This window comes from Magnetospirillum sp. 15-1, assembly GCF_900184795.1.
Lineage (GTDB): Bacteria > Pseudomonadota > Alphaproteobacteria > Rhodospirillales > Magnetospirillaceae > Phaeospirillum.
Map to the genome: position 1 here is coordinate 220703 of NZ_FXXN01000028.1, position 16725 is coordinate 237427.

At 65.5% G+C, this 16725-nt stretch carries 15 protein-coding genes; 9 read left to right on the top strand and 6 right to left on the bottom strand.

The features are described 5' to 3' along the window. Nucleotides 1-8: 8 nt before the first annotated feature. The 7 genes from CP958_RS22305 (at nucleotide 9) to CP958_RS22335 (ending at nucleotide 9784) form a co-directional block, all read left to right on the top strand. Nucleotides 9-1253, top strand: a complete 1245-nt coding sequence (locus CP958_RS22305; RefSeq protein WP_096704404.1) for a lipoprotein-releasing ABC transporter permease subunit — start codon at nucleotides 9-11, stop codon at nucleotides 1251-1253. After that, on the top strand, nucleotides 1246-1926 hold the full coding sequence (locus tag CP958_RS22310) for an ABC transporter ATP-binding protein (RefSeq protein WP_096704405.1): 681 nt from the start codon (nucleotides 1246-1248) through the stop codon (nucleotides 1924-1926). The genes CP958_RS22305 and CP958_RS22310 overlap by 8 nt, the downstream gene beginning before the upstream one ends. An 80-nt stretch (nucleotides 1927-2006) precedes the next feature. Next, a complete protein-coding gene (locus CP958_RS22315) occupies nucleotides 2007-3218 on the top strand; it encodes an HD domain-containing phosphohydrolase (RefSeq protein WP_096704406.1) in 1212 nt (403 codons plus the stop codon). A gap of 32 nt (nucleotides 3219-3250) precedes the next feature. Continuing rightward, nucleotides 3251-6715, top strand: a complete 3465-nt coding sequence (dnaE, locus tag CP958_RS22320) for a DNA polymerase III subunit alpha (RefSeq protein WP_096704407.1) — start codon at nucleotides 3251-3253, stop codon at nucleotides 6713-6715. Further along, nucleotides 6715-7191: an LEA type 2 family protein gene (locus tag CP958_RS22325; protein ID WP_096704408.1), complete on the top strand. Its 477-nt coding sequence runs from the start codon at nucleotides 6715-6717 to the stop codon at nucleotides 7189-7191. Before dnaE ends, CP958_RS22325 begins: the two co-directional genes overlap by 1 nt. Before the next feature lie 98 nt (nucleotides 7192-7289). Continuing rightward, the gene (locus CP958_RS22330) at nucleotides 7290-8978 is read left to right on the top strand and encodes an exo-beta-1,3-glucanase (protein ID WP_096704409.1); all 1689 of its coding nucleotides are present in this window, start codon (nucleotides 7290-7292) and stop codon (nucleotides 8976-8978) included. Beyond that, complete coding sequence (locus CP958_RS22335; protein ID WP_096704410.1) at nucleotides 8975-9784, top strand: FkbM family methyltransferase; 810 nt, start codon at nucleotides 8975-8977, stop codon at nucleotides 9782-9784. The genes CP958_RS22330 and CP958_RS22335 overlap by 4 nt, the downstream gene beginning before the upstream one ends. Nucleotides 9785-9787: 3 nt before the next feature. Here CP958_RS22335 and CP958_RS22340 read toward each other — a convergent pair whose 3' ends face one another. From CP958_RS22340 to CP958_RS22355, 4 genes are all read right to left on the bottom strand, one after another. After that, nucleotides 9788-10573, bottom strand: coding sequence for a formylglycine-generating enzyme family protein (locus tag CP958_RS22340; protein ID WP_242443071.1), 786 nt, complete (start codon nucleotides 10571-10573; stop codon nucleotides 9788-9790). Nucleotides 10574-10597: 24 nt separating this feature from the next. Continuing rightward, nucleotides 10598-11110, bottom strand: a complete 513-nt coding sequence (locus tag CP958_RS22345) for a pentapeptide repeat-containing protein (RefSeq protein WP_096704412.1) — start codon at nucleotides 11108-11110, stop codon at nucleotides 10598-10600. A gap of 182 nt (nucleotides 11111-11292) precedes the next feature. Beyond that, nucleotides 11293-12258, bottom strand: a complete 966-nt coding sequence (gene hemB / locus CP958_RS22350) for a porphobilinogen synthase (protein WP_096704997.1) — start codon at nucleotides 12256-12258, stop codon at nucleotides 11293-11295. 175 nt (nucleotides 12259-12433) lie between these two features. Next, nucleotides 12434-13726, bottom strand: coding sequence for a PLP-dependent transferase (locus tag CP958_RS22355; protein WP_096704413.1), 1293 nt, complete (start codon nucleotides 13724-13726; stop codon nucleotides 12434-12436). A 184-nt stretch (nucleotides 13727-13910) separates the two neighbouring features. On the opposite strand from CP958_RS22355, the gene CP958_RS22360 reads away from it, so the two are divergent. Then, a complete protein-coding gene (locus CP958_RS22360; protein WP_096704414.1) occupies nucleotides 13911-14969 on the top strand; it encodes an enoyl-CoA hydratase/isomerase family protein in 1059 nt (352 codons plus the stop codon). Nucleotides 14970-14998: 29 nt separating this feature from the next. Beyond that, on the top strand, nucleotides 14999-15199 hold the full coding sequence (locus CP958_RS22365) for a hypothetical protein (RefSeq protein WP_096704415.1): 201 nt from the start codon (nucleotides 14999-15001) through the stop codon (nucleotides 15197-15199). A 23-nt stretch (nucleotides 15200-15222) separates the two neighbouring features. Here the strand turns inward: CP958_RS22365 and CP958_RS22370 are convergent, their stop codons facing one another. Together CP958_RS22370 and CP958_RS22375 are read right to left on the bottom strand one after the other, a co-directional pair. Next, nucleotides 15223-15879, bottom strand: a complete 657-nt coding sequence (locus CP958_RS22370) for a flagellar motor protein MotB (RefSeq protein ID WP_096704416.1) — start codon at nucleotides 15877-15879, stop codon at nucleotides 15223-15225. A 22-nt stretch (nucleotides 15880-15901) separates the two neighbouring features. Next, nucleotides 15902-16699: a MotA/TolQ/ExbB proton channel family protein gene (locus CP958_RS22375; RefSeq protein ID WP_096704417.1), complete on the bottom strand. Its 798-nt coding sequence runs from the start codon at nucleotides 16697-16699 to the stop codon at nucleotides 15902-15904. Between the last annotated feature and the right edge of the window lie 26 nt (nucleotides 16700-16725).

The window sequence follows — 16725 nt, forward strand, 5'->3', positions numbered from 1 at the left end:
GGGGTTCCATGATCTTCAATTCGTTCGAGCGCATGGTGGCGTTCCGCTATCTGCGGGCCCGGCGCAAGGAAGGCTTCATCTCGGTCATCGCCGGGTTCTCGCTGGCCGGCATCGGCCTCGGCGTCGCCACGCTGATCGTGGTGATGGCGGTGATGAACGGCTTTCGCCACGAGTTGCTGGGCCGCATCCTCGGCATCAACGGCCATATCGGCGTCTACGGTTCGGGCGCGCCGCTCACCGGCTTCGACCCTTTGTCCGAGTCCATCCGCAAGCTGCCGGGCGTCACCAAGGTCATCCCCACCGCCGAGGGACAGGTCTTCGCCACGTCGGCCGGCGGCGGCACCGGGGCCATCGTGCGCGGCGTGCGGCCCGAGGACCTGCTGACCCGCCAGGTCTTCCAGAAGAAGTATCGCGGCAATCCCGCCGATTTCGCCGGCGACGACGCGGTGGTGATCGGCAAGCGCCTGGCCGAGAAGCTGGGAGTGCGCATCGGCGATTCCGTCTCGCTGATCTCGCCCAAGGGCAACGCCACCGCCTTCGGCACCGTGCCGCGCATGCGCGGCTACCGGGTGGTGGGAACCTTCGACGTCGGCATGTTCGAGTATGATTCCGGCTTCATCTTCATGCCGCTGGAAGCCGCCCAGACCTATTTCCGCATGCCCGATTCGGTGACTCAGATCGAGGTGTTCGTCGAGAATCCTGACATGGTCCCCGAGACCCGCAAGGCCATCTGGGACATCGCCGGCAACAACGTCACCATCTATGACTGGCAGCAGGCCAACGCCAATTTCTTCAACGCCATCCAGGTGGAGCGGAACGTCATGTTCCTGATCCTTACCCTGATCATTCTGGTGGCGGCGTTCAACATCATCTCCAGCCTGATCATGCTGGTGAAGGACAAGGGGCGCGATATCGCCATCCTGCGCACCATGGGGGCGACGCGCGGCATGATTCTCCGCATCTTCTTCCTGGCCGGTGCTTCGGTTGGGGTGGTGGGGACGGTGGCCGGTACCCTGCTGGGTGTGGCCTTCGCCAGCAATATCGAGAATATCCGCCAGTTCATCCAGTCCATCATCGGCCGCGAACTGTTCGCCGCCGAGATTTACTTCCTGACCCAGCTACCCGCCCGGGTCGAGGTGCGCGAGGTGGTCACCGTGGTGCTGATGGCCCTGGGGCTGTCCTTCGCCGCCACCATCTACCCCGCCTGGCGCGCCGCCAAGCTCGATCCGGTGGAGGCCCTTCGTTATGAATAGCGACGGTCTGAAGCTGGACAACATCCGCCGCGTCTTCCATCAGGGCAAGGACGACCTGGAGGTGCTGAAGGGCGCCAATCTGGAGATCCGGGCGGGCGAGATCGTCGCCCTGGTCGGCCCCTCGGGAGCGGGCAAGTCGACCCTGCTGCACATCGCCGGCCTGCTGGAGCGCCCCGACAGCGGCGAGGTCCATCTGGCCGGCAATCCGGCCGGCGCCCTGGGAGAGAAGGAGCGCACCCTTCTGCGCCGCCTGCATCTGGGCTTCGTCTATCAGTACCACCACCTGTTGCCGGAATTCTCGGCCGTCGAGAACGTCATCCTGCCGCAGATGATCGCCGGGGTAAGCCGGACCCGGGCGCGGGCGCGGGCCATGGACCTGCTGGGCCGTATGAAGCTGGACGCCCGCGCCGAGCACCGCCCCGGCCAGTTGTCGGGCGGCGAGCAGCAGCGTGTGGCCATCTGCCGTGCCCTGGCCAACGGGCCGCGTGTCCTGCTGGCCGACGAGCCCACCGGCAATCTCGACCCCCACACCGCCGAAGGGGTGTTCGACGAGCTGATCCGTCTGGTCAAGACCTCGGGCGTGGCGGCCCTGATCGCCACCCACAACCCCGATCTGGCCGCCCGCATGGATCGGGTGGTGAAGATGAGCGAGGGCTTGCTGGTCGAGCAATAGGGTGATGCCGGCATCCGGTGCCGCTGGAGTCCGTGCTCGCCGAAGGGTAGAATGACGACAGGCATCGGCTGGGGGCATCCATGGGTGCGATTCCGATCTGTTTCGATCTCGACCGTCTGATCCTGGCCCTGTCCGACGCCTTTGATCTGGTGGGGGTGGACAAGACCGGCCATTCCCGCCGCGTCGGGCTGATGGCGGCCCGTATCGCCGAGGAATTGGGCTGGGAGAACGGCGAAATCCGCACCCTGTTGCGTGCCGCCCTGCTGCACGATTGCGGCGTCTCCACCACCGGCGAGCATCACGATCTGATGGGGGCGCTCCGCTGGGCCGATTCCGTCGAGCATTGCCAGCGCGGCGCCGGTTATCTCGCCTCCGTGCCGGAACTGGCGCGGCTGGCTCCCCTGGTGGCCGAGCATCACACCGCCTGGACCAATCTGTGCAACCGGGGCGTGGCCGATGACGTGGCCCTGGCCGCCAACCTGATCTGTCTGGCGGACCGCACCGACGCCTTGCTGCAGGGGGGCGCCACGGCCGGGCGTGACTTGGTGGTGATACTCAGGGGCCATGGTGGCTTCTTCGCCCCACAGGCGCTGACGGCGCTGGATCGCCTGGCCCGTCGCGAGGCATTCTGGTTCGCTCTGGAAGAGCCGGTCCTGTCGGAGGCCTTGACCCGTTTGATGGCGGTGGGAGCGCCCGAACTGCTCGATATCGCCTCGGTGGTGCGGCTGGCGGCGGTGGTGGGCGGCATCATCGACCGCAAGAGCCCCTATACCGAATGCCACAGCAGCGGCGTGGCGCGGGTGGCGGTGCTGCTGGGCAAGGCGCTGGGCCTCGGCGAGGTGACGCAGCGCGGCCTGGAGATCGCCGGCTATCTGCACGATATCGGCAAGCTGCGCATTCCCGACGAACTGCTCGACCGCCAGGGGGCGCTGGACGCCGCCGAACGCCTGCGCATGGCGCGGCACGCCTTCGACACCCGGGTGATTCTCACCCACGCCTTCGGACCGGGCGGCATTGCCGATTGGGCGGCCTTTCACCATGAATGCCTGTCGGGCAACGGCTATCCGTTCCATCTGGACGGGGACGCCCTGTGCCCAGAAGCGCGCATCGTCGCGGTGGCCGACGTGTTCCAGGCCCTGGCCCAGCACCGGCCGTACCGCGCGCCGCTTTCGGCCGACGAGATCGCCGCCCTGATGGACGGCATGGTGTTCGCGGGCAAGCTGGATTCCGAGGTGGTGGCCGCCTGCAAGGATCATCTCGACGAATGCTGGCGGGCGGCGACCGGGCAGTGACGCGCCGGCCGGACTAGGGTACTCTCGCCGCCATGCCTGCACATGCCGATTTCGTCCATCTCCGTGTCCACACCGCCTATTCCCTGGCGGAAGGTGCCATCAAGCTGAAGCAGCTGATCAAGCTGTGCGAGAAGACGGCCATGCCCGCCGTGGGCATCGCCGACACCGCCAACCTGTTCGGCGCCCTGGAATTCTCCACCTCCTGCGCCGATGCGGGCATCCAGCCCATCGTCGGCGCCCAGATCGCCATCCGGCGCGAGGATGGCGGTCCCTCCAAGGACGGGCGCAAGCCCGAGCCCGATACCCTGGTGCTGCTGTGCCAGAACGAGGCCGGCTATCTCAACCTGCTGAAGCTGGTGTCCAAGGCCTTCCTCGAGACCGATGCCGGCGAGACGCCGCAGGTGACGCTGCACGATCTGGAAACCCGCTCGGACGGCCTGATCGTCCTGACCGGCGGTCCCGCCGGACCGGTGGGGCGGCTGTTGGCCGACGGGCAGGGGGAGAAGGCCGAGATCGTTCTGGCCCGGCTGGCCCGAGCCTTCGCCGGCCGCAGCTATGTGGAGCTTCAGCGCCATGGCCTGGAGGTGGAGGACCGCATCGAGCCGGACCTCGTCGCCCTGGCCTACAAGCACGACCTGCCCCTGGTCGCCACCAACGAGCCGTTCTTCGCCGACCGGGGCATGTACGAGGCCCATGATGCGCTGATCTGCATCGCCGAGGGTGCCTACATCTCCCAGGACGAGCGCCGCCGTCTGACGCCCGAGCACTATTTCAAGTCGCCGGAGGAGATGCGGGCGCTGTTCGCCGACCTGCCCGAGGCCTGCGACAATACCCTGGTGATCGCCCGGCGCTGCGCCTTCGGCGTCGCCAAGCGCAAGCCCATCCTGCCGCCCTACCGCATGGACGGCCTGACCGAGGCCGAGGTGCTGCGCAAGAAGACCCTGGAGGGCCTCGATGCCCGGCTGGAGAAGCATGTCTTCCAGACCGGCATGACCGACGACGAGAAGGAGCACGCCGCCAAGCCCTATCGCGAGCGCGTCGAGTTCGAGTTGAACGTTATCGAGCAGATGGGCTTTCCCGGCTACTTCCTGATCGTGTCCGACTTCATCCAGTGGTCCAAGGCCCACGACATTCCCGTCGGACCGGGCCGCGGCTCGGGCGCCGGTTCGGCGGTGGCCTGGGCACTGACCATCACCGACCTCGATCCCTTGCGCTGGGGGCTGCTGTTCGAGCGATTCCTCAATCCCGAACGCGTCTCCATGCCCGACTTCGATATCGATTTCTGCCAGGACCGGCGTGAAGAGACCATCCGCTACGTCCAGGCCAAGTACGGCTATGCCCAGGTGGCGCAGATCATCACCTTCGGAAAGCTGCAGGCCAGGGCGGTGCTGCGCGACGTGGGCCGCGTGCTGCAGATGCCCTACGGCCAGGTGGACCGCATCTGCAAGCTGGTGCCCAACAATCCCGCCAATCCCATGACCCTGGAACAGGCGCTGGAGAGCGAGCCGCTCTTGAAGGAGCAGAAGGACCGGGACGAGGCGGTTTCCCATCTGATCGATCTGGCCATGAAGCTGGAGGGGCTGTACCGCCACGCCTCGACCCACGCGGCGGGCGTGGTGATCGGCGACCGGTCGCTGGACGAACTGGTGCCGCTGTACCGCGATCCGCGTTCCGACATGCCGGTCACCCAGTTCAATATGAAATGGGTGGAATCCGCCGGTCTGGTGAAGTTCGACTTCCTGGGGCTCAAGACGTTGACCGTGATGGAAACGGCGGTGAAGCACGTCAGGAAGACCAAGGGGATCGACATCGACCTGTCGGCCATTCCGCTCGACGACGCCAAATCCTACGAACTCTTGTCGCGGGGCGATGCGGCCGGCGTGTTCCAGCTGGAAAGTTCGGGCATGCGCGACGTGCTGCGCAAGATGGGTCCCAACCGTCTGGAAGATCTGATCGCCGTGGTGGCGCTGTACCGTCCCGGCCCCATGGATCAGATTCCGCGCTACATCGCCTGTAAGCACGGCAAGGAAGAGCCGGACTACATGCACCCGCTGCTGGAGCCCATCCTGAAGGAGACCTTCGGGATCATGGTCTACCAGGAGCAGGTGATGCAGATCGCCCAGGTGCTGTCGGGCTATTCCCTCGGCGGCGCCGACCTGCTGCGCCGCGCCATGGGCAAGAAGATCAAGGAGGAGATGGAGGCCCAGCGCAAGACCTTCGTCGAGGGCGCCACGGCGCGGGCCGTGGACGGCGCCCAGGCCTCCATGATCTTCGACAAGGTGGCCAAGTTCGCCGAATACGGCTTCAACAAATCCCACGCGGCGGCCTATGCGCTGATCGCCTACCAGACGGCCTGGCTGAAGGCCAACCATCCGGCCGAGTTCATGGCGGCGACCATGACCTACGAAATGAGCAACACCGATAAGCTCAATTCGTTCCGCCAGGAACTGGACCGCCTGGGCATCAAACTGTTGCCCCCCGACATCAATTCTTCGCAGCCCACCTTTTCGGTGGAACTGCTGCCCGACGGTGGTTCCGCCGTGCGCTACGCCCTGGCGGCGCTCAAGAACGTCGGCGAGGCGGCCATGAAGTCGCTGGTGGAGGAGCGGGAGCGGGGCGGGCGCTTCAAGGATATCGGCGATTTCGCGGCCCGCATGGATTCCAAGGTTCTGAACCGCCGCCAGTTGGAGAATATGGTCAAGGCCGGCGTTTTCGATTCCCTCGACAGGAATCGGGGACGGCTGTTCAAGAACGCCGACACGCTCTGCCGCTATGCGGCCAGCGCCGCCGAGGATCGGGAGTCCAGCCAGATGAGCCTGCTGGGCGGCTCCAACGCCCCGACGCTGAAGCTGGAGAGCGGCCCCGACTGGTCGCCGCACGAGAAGCTTAACCAGGAATTCGAGGCGGTGGGCTTCTACCTCTCCGCCCATCCGCTGGACGCCTATTCCAAGAGCATGAAGCGGCTCAACGTGCTGAAGATCGCCGAACTGCCGCGCCACCTGCAATCGGGCGGCAAGGGCAGGGTGCGTCTGGCCGGCTCGCTGCTGTCCAAGCAGGAGCGGGTCTCGGCCAAGGGCTCGCGCTATGCCTTCCTGCAATTCTCCGACGCGTCGGGCATGTTCGAGGTCACCTGTTTTTCGGAAATCCTCGCCACCTCGCGGGAATTGCTCGATGCTGGCGGGCCGCTGCTCATCGACGTGGACGCCAAGCTGGAGGAGGACCAGTTGCGCATGACCTGCCAGCGCATCGCGTCGCTGGACCAGGAAGCGGCCAAGGCTGCCGCCGGCATCCGGGTGATCATCTCCGACGACAGCGCCATCAGGCAACTGGCCGAACTGATCAACGGCGAGGCCAAGGGGCGCAACCGCGTGGCCATCGTGACCCGTGCCGACAACCGCGAGGTGGAACTGGGCCTCAGGTCGACCATCACGCTTTCGCCCAAGTTCATGGGCACGCTGCGCAGTATCCCCGGCATCACCGAGGTGGAGGAGATTTAATGTCAACGAAGTGGTTGACGGCCCTGGTGATGTTCCTGGGCCTTGCCGCCTGTACGCCCTCGGAATTCGCCGAGCCGCCCGAGGTGGTGCTGGTTTCCATGGTGCCGGTGGACGTGTCGCTGATGGAGCAGCGGCTGGCGGTGACCCTTCGGGTGCGCAACCCCAACAACGTGCCCATGAGCGTCGACGGCCTGCGCTTCGCCATCGACGTCAACGGCAAGGGGTTCGCCAAGGGCACCAGCGACAAGGCGGTCACCGTGCCGCGCCTGGGCGAGGCGGATATCGAAGGCACGGCCCACGTGTCGACCACCGATCTGGTCCGTCAGGTATTGGGTGCTCCCGATGCCCAGGGGCTGGCCTATCGCATGTCGGGCACCTTGTTCCTGGCCGGCATGGCCGGGCGCAGCGCCGGCTTCGAGACCAACGGCGATTTCGACTTCGCCTCGGCGCTGGGCGGCGCGGCCAAGAAGAATTGACGCTGTCCGGGGAGGACGGGCAGGATGCCCGCGCCCCAAGGCGTTTTCGGAATGCGGGCGCCCCGCCCGCTGGTGACACTGGTGTCCGTGAGTTCCTTATGAACCGTTTCCTCGCCCTTCTCGCCGTCCTCGTCCTGGCTGTCCTCAATGCCGCCGGCTGGTGGTGGTTCAACCGGCCGGTACCGGTGGAACTGTCGTTCAACGAGCCGTTCCCCTCGGTGTCCTTCGCGCCGTTCCGCCGGGGGCAGGGGCCGATCACCAAGGTCTACCCGACCTCGGACCAGATCGCCGCCGACATGAAGAGTCTGGTGGGCGTCGCCAAGGGGGTGCGCACCTATACCAGCCGCGAGGGTCTGGACGTGGTGCCGGAACTGGGCCGCAAATACGGGATCGAGGTCACCCATTCGGCATGGCTGGGCCAGAAGCCCGCCATCAACGACGCCGAGGTGGATGCCCTGATCAAGGCGGCCAACGCCTATCCCGACGTCATCAAGCGGGTGATCGTCGGCAACGAGGTGCTGCTGCGCCAGGACCTGCCGCCCGAGCAACTGATCGCCTATATCCGCAAGGTCAAGGCGGCGGTGAAGCAGCCGGTATCCTATGCCGACGTCTGGGCCTTCTGGCTGAAATACCCGGAAGTGGCCAAGGAAGTGGATTTTCTCACCATCCACATCCTGCCCTATTGGGAGGACGAGCCGGTCGGCGTCGATGGTGCCGCCAAGCACATCGTCGCCATCTACCGCCGCATGGCCGAGCAGTTCGGCAAGCCCATCCTGATCGGCGAGGCCGGCTGGCCGACGCGCGGCCGCTCGCGCGGGCCGGCGGTGGCCGACATGGAGAACGCGGCGCGCTTCGTCCGCACCCTGGCCCTGGTTTCCAAGGAGAACGGCTTCGACTACAACGTGGTCGAGGCCTTCGACCAGCCGTGGAAGGCCTTTCTGGAAGGCACCGTCGGCGCCAAATGGGGCGTGGTGGACGAGAACCGCCGGGTCAAATACGCCATGTCAGGACCCGTCGAGCCCAGCCCCGACTGGCCGCGCCATGCGGCGGCGGCGGTGCTGATCGGCACCGCGCTGTCGCTGGCCTTCCTGTGGCGGCGTCCCGAGCGCTATGACCTCAAGGGCGGCCTGCTGGTCGCCGTGCTGGGCCAACTGGCCGGGCTGTTCATCGTCTGGCAGTCCATCAACGCCTTCGCCATGGCCTATGACTGGCTGGAGGATGCCTGGGCCTATGTCCGCATCCTGCTGCATACCGGCTTCGCCCTGCTGATCGTGCGGGCGGCGGGCGAGGGCTTCGCCAGGGACGCCAGGCGGCTTTGCTGGCCGTTGGCCGAGAAGATCATGCCGGTCTACGGCTTCGCCGCCATCGTGGTGGGGGCCACCTTGCTGCTGCACGGCCGCTATCGCGACATTCCGCCCATCGAGTTCCTGATGCCCTGCTTCGGTCTTACCCTCTACGCCCTCGGCCGCATGGCGGTGCAGGGCAAGGCCTGGGACGAGGCCTTCGCGGTGGGCCGGCTGTTCGGCGGCGACGGCTTCGGCATGGCGAAGCGCTTCGTGGCCGGCCTGGGCCTTTCCGCTCTGGCGGCACCGCTGTCCGAGGCCTGGGCACTGTCGCGCGGCGACGATTTCATCACCTCCCATCCCCAATGGTCCGACCGCATTCCGCTGCTGGTCCGCGCCCTGTGGGAGAACCAGGAGATGTGCGTCTGGGCCGTCATGGTGGTGGTGATGATCCTGCCGTTCTGGGCGGAATGGCGGCTGCGCTCGCGCCTGGGCGGGTTGTGACCGGCGGCACCCTCAATCTGCCGCCCTATCTGGGCATGGCGCCGACCCGTTACGGGACCATGCTCTTTCCCGTGGGCGATATCTGGGTGGGGCGCTCCATCGCCACCTATGGCGAGTATTCCGAGGGCGAGACCGCCTTGTTCCGTCAGTTCGTTCGGGCGGGCGACACCGTGGTGGAGGCGGGCGCCAATATCGGCGGCCTGACCCTGCCGCTGGCCGGGCTGGTGGGAGCCGGCGGCCGGGTACTGGCCTTCGAGGCCCAGCGCTCCATTCATGCGGTGCTGAGCGCCAACCTGCTGCTCAACGGCCTGCGGCATGTGTGGGCCGAGCGGGTGGCGCTGGGCGGGACGGTCGGCAGCATCAAGGTTCCGTATCTGGATATCTCGCATGTCGAGAATTTCGGCGGCCTGTCCCTGGGCGGCGAGGTGGGGGAGGATTGCCCGCTCAGGACGCTGGATTCCTATAATCTGGCGGCGCTGAAGCTTATCAAGGTCGACGTGGAAGGCGCCGAGTCCGAGGTTATCGACGGTGCCCGCGAGACCATCGGCCGCCTGCGTCCGGTTCTCTACGTGGAGAACGACCGCAAGGAGAAATCGGCGGCCCTGATCGCCCGTATCCTCGATCTGGGCTATCGGCTGTGGTGGCACGTGGTGCCGCTTTACTCGCCCCATAACCCGCGCGGCAACGCCGAGAACGTCTTCGGCAACACCTCGTCGCTCAACATGGCCTGCCTGCCGCGCGAAAGCGGCATGGTTCTCGGCGGCGGTATGGAGATTCTGTCTCCCGACGCTCCGCCGCCGTTCTGATCCCTATTGCAGGGTCTTGGCCAGCCGGAAGCCCAGATTGGCGTTATGCAGCGGTTGCTTCAGGGACGCTCGGTACCAACTGGTCACCGCCATGGGCAGGTTGAGGACTGAGCCGCCGCGCGTCACGCGGTAGCAGCCGGTTTCCCAGTCCTTGGAGAATTTCTGGTCCTTCAGCCCGGCGATGAATTTTTCCATGTAGCAGTCGGCGGTCCATTCCCAGACATTGCCGTGCATGTCGTAAAGGCCGAAGGCATTGGGCTTCAGCTTGCCCACCGGATGGGTGACGTTGCCGGAATTGCTGACATACCAGGCGTATTCCCCCAGCTTCTTCTCGTCCTCGCCATAGGAATAGGTGGCGGACGAGCCGGCGCGGGCGGCGTATTCCCATTCCGGCTCGGTGGGCAGGCGGTAGGTCTGGCCCGACTTGGCGTTCAGCCTGGCGATGAACTCCTGGATGATCTTCCAGTCCACATGCTCGACGGGATTGGTCGGTCCCTTGTTTTCGCTGGGATTGGAGCCCATCACCGCTTCCCATTCGGCCTGGGTGACTTCGTACTTGCCGATGGCATAGGGCTTGGCGATGGCGATGGCCGGGCGCTTGGGGGCGTCGGGTTCGGGATCGTCGTAATCCTTGGGATTACCGACGATCACCGAACCGGCGGGAATCACCACCATCTCCGGGCAATAGGTGCAATCCTTGAAACTCTTGCCCGGAGCCGACGTGTCGGCCCGCGCGGCAAGCGGGGCCGTGACGGCGAGGGCCACAAGCAGGAGCAGGGAAATTCTCATGATGGCGACCCTTCCGTCAGGACTTTAGCGACAGCCGCCGATGGAGCCTTCCTTGCACACGTGGCCGTCGGTCCAGATGGCACCCGAGAAATCAGCGCCCTGCAGCGAGGTGTGGGCGAGATTGGCGCCTTTGAAATTGGCGCCCATGGCGAAGGTCTTGGTCATGGTGGCGCCGTCGAGGTCGGCCCCCGACAGGTCGGCGCCCATCAACTGGGCGGCGTGGAGGTGGGTATGGACCAGCTTGGCCTTGGACAGATTGGCCTTGGTCAGGTTGGCCACCTGCATGCTCGATCCCGTCAGATTGGCGCCGGCCAGGTTGGCGCCGTCCAGCCGGGCGGTGTCGTAATTGCCGTCGTGCAGGTCCCTGCCGGCCAGATTGGCGTTGCGCAGCTCGCCGAAGGCGCACTGATTTTCGGGTTCCGCCTTGCAGGCCGGATTGACGACTTCCTTGTCGTTGGCCAAAGCCGGCGCGGCCAGCGCCAGGGCGAAGAACGAGAGGAGGGCACTGCGGCAAAGCGGGCTCGTGATCTTGGTCATGGTCTCGATCCTTCCGTACTGGCGGAAATAGGAATGTTTAACACCTGTTTGTGTGGTGTTAGGAGCGGAGCATACGACGTGATGGCTTTGGCTGTTCTTGACTTTGGTTAATTACGTAGCGCAAATGTTCAATGTCCGCAAGGGGCGGCACCGATGGGGATCGATGCCGTAAAAGAGGGGAGTTACCTGGCCAGCAGGCGGGCCGCCTCGGGGGCGGTATAGGTCAGGACGGCGTCGGCCCCGGCCCGCTTGAAGGCGGTCAGGCTCTCCAGCATGACCTTGTCCCAGTCCAGCCAGCCGTTGAGCGCGGCGGCCTTCATCATGGCGTACTCGCCCGACACCTGATAGGCCAGGGTCGGGACGCCGAAGGCCTCCTTCACGCGACGCACGATGTCCAGATAGGGCAGGCCGGGCTTGACCATCACCATGTCGGCGCCCTCGGCGAGGTCCAGCGCCACTTCGCGCAATGCCTCGTCGGTGTTGGCCGGGTCCATCTGGTAGGTCTTCTTGTCGCCGCCCTTCAGCGCCGATTTGGAGCCGACCGCGTCGCGGAACGGGCCGTAGAAGGCCGAAGCGTACTTGGCGGCGTAGGACAGCAGGCGCACATGGTCGCAGCCCGCGCCGTCCATGGCCTCGCGGATGGCCCTGATGCGGCCGTCCATCATGTCCGACGGCGCCGCCACGTCGCAGCCGGCCTCGGCCTGGACCACCGCCTGACGGCACAGCATCTCGACCGAGGCTTCGTTCTGCACATAGCCGTCGATGACCAGTCCGTCATGGCCGTCGCTGTTGTAGGGGTCCAGTGCCACGTCGCAGATGATGCCCAGGCGGGGCACCGCCTTCTTGACGGCGCGTACCGCCCGGCAGACCAGATTGTCGGGATTGACCGCCTCGGCGGCATCGGGGGTCTTCAGCGACGCCTCCACCGAGGGGAACACGGCGATGGCGGGAATGCCCAGATCGGCGGCGCGGCGCGCCTCCTCGACCAGCAGGTCGATGGACAGGCGCTCGACGCCGGGCATGGAGGCCACCGCCTGACGCACGCCGTTGCCTTCGACCACGAACAGCGGCCAGATCAGGTCGTCCACCGACAGCCTGGTCTCGGCGACGATGCGGCGTTGCCATTCGTCGCGGCGGTTGCGGCGCATGCGGGTCAGGGGGAATTCGGCGTGGGGCAGGAAGGACGGCACGGTCCGGGTCTCCAGCAGGTGACGGCAAACGGGAAATGGCATAATGCCCCCCCGCCCGCCAGTGAACAATCGTCCATGAACGGGAAGGGGCCGGTCCCTCGCGGCACCGGCCCCTTTTTTTGCTGAAACGGCCTCAGGCGGCGTCGAGGGCCTGCTTGAGGTCGGCCAGGATGTCGTCGATGTGCTCGATGCCGATGGACAGGCGGACATAGCCCGGAGTGACGCCGGTGGCCAGCTGGTCGTCGGCCGACAACTGGGAATGGGTGGTGCTGGCCGGATGGATGGCCAGCGAGCGGGCATCACCGATATTGGCCACGTGATAGAGCAGCTTCAGCGAGTCGATGAAGCGCCGGCCGGCCTCGGCCCCGCCCTTCAGTTCGAAGCCCAGCAGGCCGCCATAGCCGCCCTTCAGCACCGCATCGGCGCGGCGACGGTATTCGCCGGTCTGCTGGCTGGGATGGATGACGTTGGCTACCTTGTGATGACCGGCCAGGAACTCGGCCACCGCCTGGGCGTTGCGGCAATGCTCGCGCATGCGCAGCGGCAGCGTCTCCATGCCCTGCAGCGCCTGGAAGGCGTTGAACGGGCTGATGGCGGCGCCGATATCGCGCAGCAGGACGACGCGGGCGCGGATGATGTAGGCGATGGGGCCCAGCGGCTTGACCGCCTGGGTCCACACGGCGCCGTGATAGCTGGGATCGGGCTCGTTGAGCAGTGGGAAGCGCTTGGCGTGCTTCTCCCAGTCGAAGGTGCCGCCGTCGACGATGGCGCCGCCGATGGAGGTGCCGTGGCCGCCGATATACTTGGTGCAGGAATAGACCACGATGTGGGCACCGAGCGACAGCGGCTTGGCGATCACCGGCGAGGCGGTGTTGTCGACGATCAGCGGCACGCCCACCTGATTGGCCAGCTTGGCCACCTCGGCGATGGGGAACACCTGCAGCTTGGGATTGGGCAGGGTCTCGGCGTACCACGCCCGCGTCCGGTCGTCGGTGGCGCGCACGAAGGCCTCCGGGTCGGCGGGGTCGACGAAGCGGGCCTCGATGCCCATCTGCTTGAAGGTATTGGCGAACAGGTTCCAGGTACCGCCGTAGAGGTCGGTGGAGGTGACGAAGTTGTCACCGGCCTGGGCAAGGTTCAGAATGGCGAAGGTCGACGCCGACTGACCCGAGGACAGCGCCAGCGCCGCGACGCCGCCTTCCAGGGCGGCCAGGCGCTGTTCCAGCACGTCGGTGGTCGGGTTCATCAGGCGGGTGTAGATGTTGCCCAATTCCTTCAGCGCGAACAGATTGGCCGCATGTTCGGTGTCGCGGAACTGGTACGAGGTGGTCTGGTAGATGGGAACCGCGACGGCACCGGTGGTCGGATCGGCGCGATAGCCGGCATGGAGAACGATCGTCTCGGGATTGGTGCTGGTGACGGTCATGGGCGTCGCATTCCTGTGGTTGGCCGCTGGGCCTGTGGTTGGCCGCCGGGGCGGAAGAGTGGCTTGATATTCGACCGCGCAAGGGTCGGCAACGAATGCCTCTTTGGCAATGGAAAAAATTTCACGGAATTTTTCTGTCCTGTCAATTATAAATCTACTCATTTAATAGATTAACGGAGTGGGCATGATCGATGAGACGCTGATGCACCGTGACGGAAGGCTGGGCCGGATCGTGCTCAACCGCCCCAAGGTGCTGAATGCCCTGTCGGCGCGGCAGTATCACGACATCACCGCTTACCTGAGCGGCTGGGAGGATGATCCCGAGATCGGCGTGGTTCTGATCGAGGGGGAGGGGGAGCGGGCATTCTGTGCCGGCGGCGACATCCGCATGGTGTGGGACGCCGCCCGGCGCGGCGACCACGACTTCAACCGCGATGTCTTCCGTACCGAATACCGGCTCAATCGCCGCATCCACCGCTACCCGAAGCCCTATGTCTCGCTGCTGGACGGCATCTGCATGGGCGGCGGCGCCGGGCTGTCGGTCAACGGCGGTTATCGTGTCGCCACCGAGCGCATCCGCTTCGCCATGCCCGAGACCGGGATCGGTTTCTTTCCCGACGTGGGAGCCACCCACTTTCTCAACCGCTGTCCCGGCCATCTGGGGCTTTATCTCGGTCTGACCGGCAAGCAATTGGGACCGGCCGATTGTCTGTGGGCGGGCATCGCCACGCATTTCGTGCCGGCCGAGCGGCTGGACGATCTGCGCCGCGCCCTGGGCGAGGCCGCCAAGTCCGCCGAGCCCGACGGCGCGGTGGCGGCGGTTCTGGCCCGTTTCCATCAGGAGCCCGGCGAGGGGCCGCTGCTTCGCCACGTGGCGGCGCTGGAAAACTGTTTCGCCCATCGCCGGCTGGCCGACGTGATCGAGGCCCTGCGGCTGGAGGGCGGGCAATGGGCCTGGGATACCCTGAGCGATCTGTCGGGCCGCGCCCCGTTCAGTCTGGCGGTGACCAACCGGCAATTACGCGAGGGGCGGGGGCTGGACTTCGACGACGCCATCCGGCGCGAGTTCCGCCTCGCCTGGCATTTTCTCCAGGGTCACGATTTTCTTGAGGGAATCAGGGCTCAGGTCGTAGATAAGGATCGGCAGCCGGCCTGGAGCCCATCCAGTCTGGCCGAGGTGGATGAATTGGCGGTGGCGGCGTATTTCCAGCCACTGGGCGACGACGAATTGCCGTTGCCCTAGGGGCTTGGGAGGCCGCGAGGAATTTGGGGATGAAGTCCGATATCGATGCGGCCGAGGTGTTGTTCGAGTTCATCCGCCTTGGCAATGCCGTCAAGGTGACGGCCTTTCACGTCCCGACGCTGACCGAGATATCCATCGTCGGCGCCAGGGGGGCCAGCGAGGCCCATCTGAAGCTGCTGGGGCTGAAGCGGCTGGAATACGTGCTGGCCAAGCAGCGCCGAAACCAGTGACCTGCCGGGGCCAGTGAAGCGACCTATCGGGGATAGATGTGAATCTCGACCCGGCGGTTGATGGCCTGATTTTCCGGATAGGCCTTGCCGGTGTCGCTGTGGTTGGGGACGCGCGGCGCATTGTCGGCCAGGGCGGCGATCTTCATGCGCGTGGTGGGAATACCCAACTCGTTCATGGTCTTGAGCGTCGACAGGGCGCGGGCCGCCGAAAGGTCCCAGTTGCTGGGAAATTGCGGCGTCTTGATCTGGGTGTCGTCGGTGTGGCCCTGGATCTCGATCTGGTAATTCTCGAACCGTGCCTGCTTCAAGGTGCCGCTGATTTCCTTCATCAGCGGCAGGATTTCCGGCCGGACCTCGGCGGAACCGGGCTTGAACATGGTACCGCTGGCCAGATTGAGGACGATACCCTTGTCGTCCTTGCCCACGTCCACGGTATCGTCCACCCCGGCGCCGGCCACCTGGCCCAGCAGTTCCGAACGCATGTCCTGCAACGGCGTCTTGCTTTCGCGCATGCCGATATCCTTGGCCATGCCCTGCTGGACCTGCTCGTACTTGTTCTTGTCGATCTTCGACATGGACACCAGGATGATGAAGAAGGCCATCAGCAAGGTGATCATATCGGCGTAGGAGAGCAGCCAGTCCTCGGCCGCTTCCTTGTTTTCCTTGCGGAACTTGCTCATGACCGTCGCGCCTCCTGCCCGGTTACTTCTTCGGCGCCTTGTCGATGTCGAAGTGGATGGCGGGATCGAGATAGGAGTTCATGGCGTCCTGGATGAAGCGCGGGCTGCGCCGCTCGGCCAGCAGGACCAGTCCTTCCGCCACCAGCATGTTGCGGAAGCGGATGATGGATTCGCGCTGATGGGCTTTTTCCGCCGCCGGCATCAGGATCAGACGGGCGAACAGCACGCCGTAGAGGGTGCCGAGCAGACCCACCGCCATGCCGGGGCCCAGCTTGGAGGGATCGTCGCCCATGTTGTCGAGCATGATCACCAGACCGACCAGTGTGGCCATCATGCCGAAGGCTGGAGCGTTGCTGGCCATGTATTTGAGGATTTCCACCGAGACGGTGTGGCGCTGGAAGGTGGTTTCCACCTGGTTTTCCAGCATGTGCCGCACCTCCTCGCCGGTGTAGCCCGAGACCACCAGGCTGACGCCATAGGCCAGGAAGGCATCCTGGTTCTTCAGGCTCTTCACGTCGCTTTCCAGGGCCTGGATGCCGTTCTTCTGCAGCATGTAGCCCCAGCGGATGACGCGGGCCACCTCGTTGGTCAGCATGCCGCGCGCCATCTTGGGCGAGAAGAAGATGGCCTTGATATTGCCCAGGGCCTGCTTCACGTAGCGGGCTTCGAAGCCCACGTTGGTGGCGGCCAGGGTGCCGCCGACCACCATCAGGAAGCCGGTGAGGTGAAGGAAGATCTTGTAGTTGGTCGTCGATTCGACGATCGCGCCGAGAAACAGCAGCAGGCTCAGCGTAAATCCGATGACCGTAGGCAGCGACATGACGGCAAGATCCCCAAACGCCGATT

Coding starts and splice junctions, on each gene's coding strand:
- CP958_RS22305 (WP_096704404.1), top strand. CDS start 9: ATGATCTTCAATTCGTTCGAGCGCATGGTGGCGTTCCGCTATCTGCGG.
- CP958_RS22310 (WP_096704405.1), top strand. CDS start 1,246: ATGAATAGCGACGGTCTGAAGCTGGACAACATCCGCCGCGTCTTCCAT.
- CP958_RS22315 (WP_096704406.1), top strand. CDS start 2,007: ATGGGTGCGATTCCGATCTGTTTCGATCTCGACCGTCTGATCCTGGCC.
- dnaE (WP_096704407.1), top strand. CDS start 3,251: ATGCCTGCACATGCCGATTTCGTCCATCTCCGTGTCCACACCGCCTAT.
- CP958_RS22325 (WP_096704408.1), top strand. CDS start 6,715: ATGTCAACGAAGTGGTTGACGGCCCTGGTGATGTTCCTGGGCCTTGCC.
- CP958_RS22330 (WP_096704409.1), top strand. CDS start 7,290: ATGAACCGTTTCCTCGCCCTTCTCGCCGTCCTCGTCCTGGCTGTCCTC.
- CP958_RS22340 (WP_242443071.1), bottom strand. CDS start 10,573: ATGAGAATTTCCCTGCTCCTGCTTGTGGCCCTCGCCGTCACGGCCCCG.
- CP958_RS22345 (WP_096704412.1), bottom strand. CDS start 11,110: ATGACCAAGATCACGAGCCCGCTTTGCCGCAGTGCCCTCCTCTCGTTC.
- hemB (WP_096704997.1), bottom strand. CDS start 12,258: ATGCGCCGCAACCGCCGCGACGAATGGCAACGCCGCATCGTCGCCGAG.
- CP958_RS22355 (WP_096704413.1), bottom strand. CDS start 13,726: ATGACCGTCACCAGCACCAATCCCGAGACGATCGTTCTCCATGCCGGC.
- CP958_RS22360 (WP_096704414.1), top strand. CDS start 13,911: ATGATCGATGAGACGCTGATGCACCGTGACGGAAGGCTGGGCCGGATC.
- CP958_RS22365 (WP_096704415.1), top strand. CDS start 14,999: ATGAAGTCCGATATCGATGCGGCCGAGGTGTTGTTCGAGTTCATCCGC.
- CP958_RS22370 (WP_096704416.1), bottom strand. CDS start 15,879: ATGAGCAAGTTCCGCAAGGAAAACAAGGAAGCGGCCGAGGACTGGCTG.
- CP958_RS22375 (WP_096704417.1), bottom strand. CDS start 16,699: ATGTCGCTGCCTACGGTCATCGGATTTACGCTGAGCCTGCTGCTGTTT.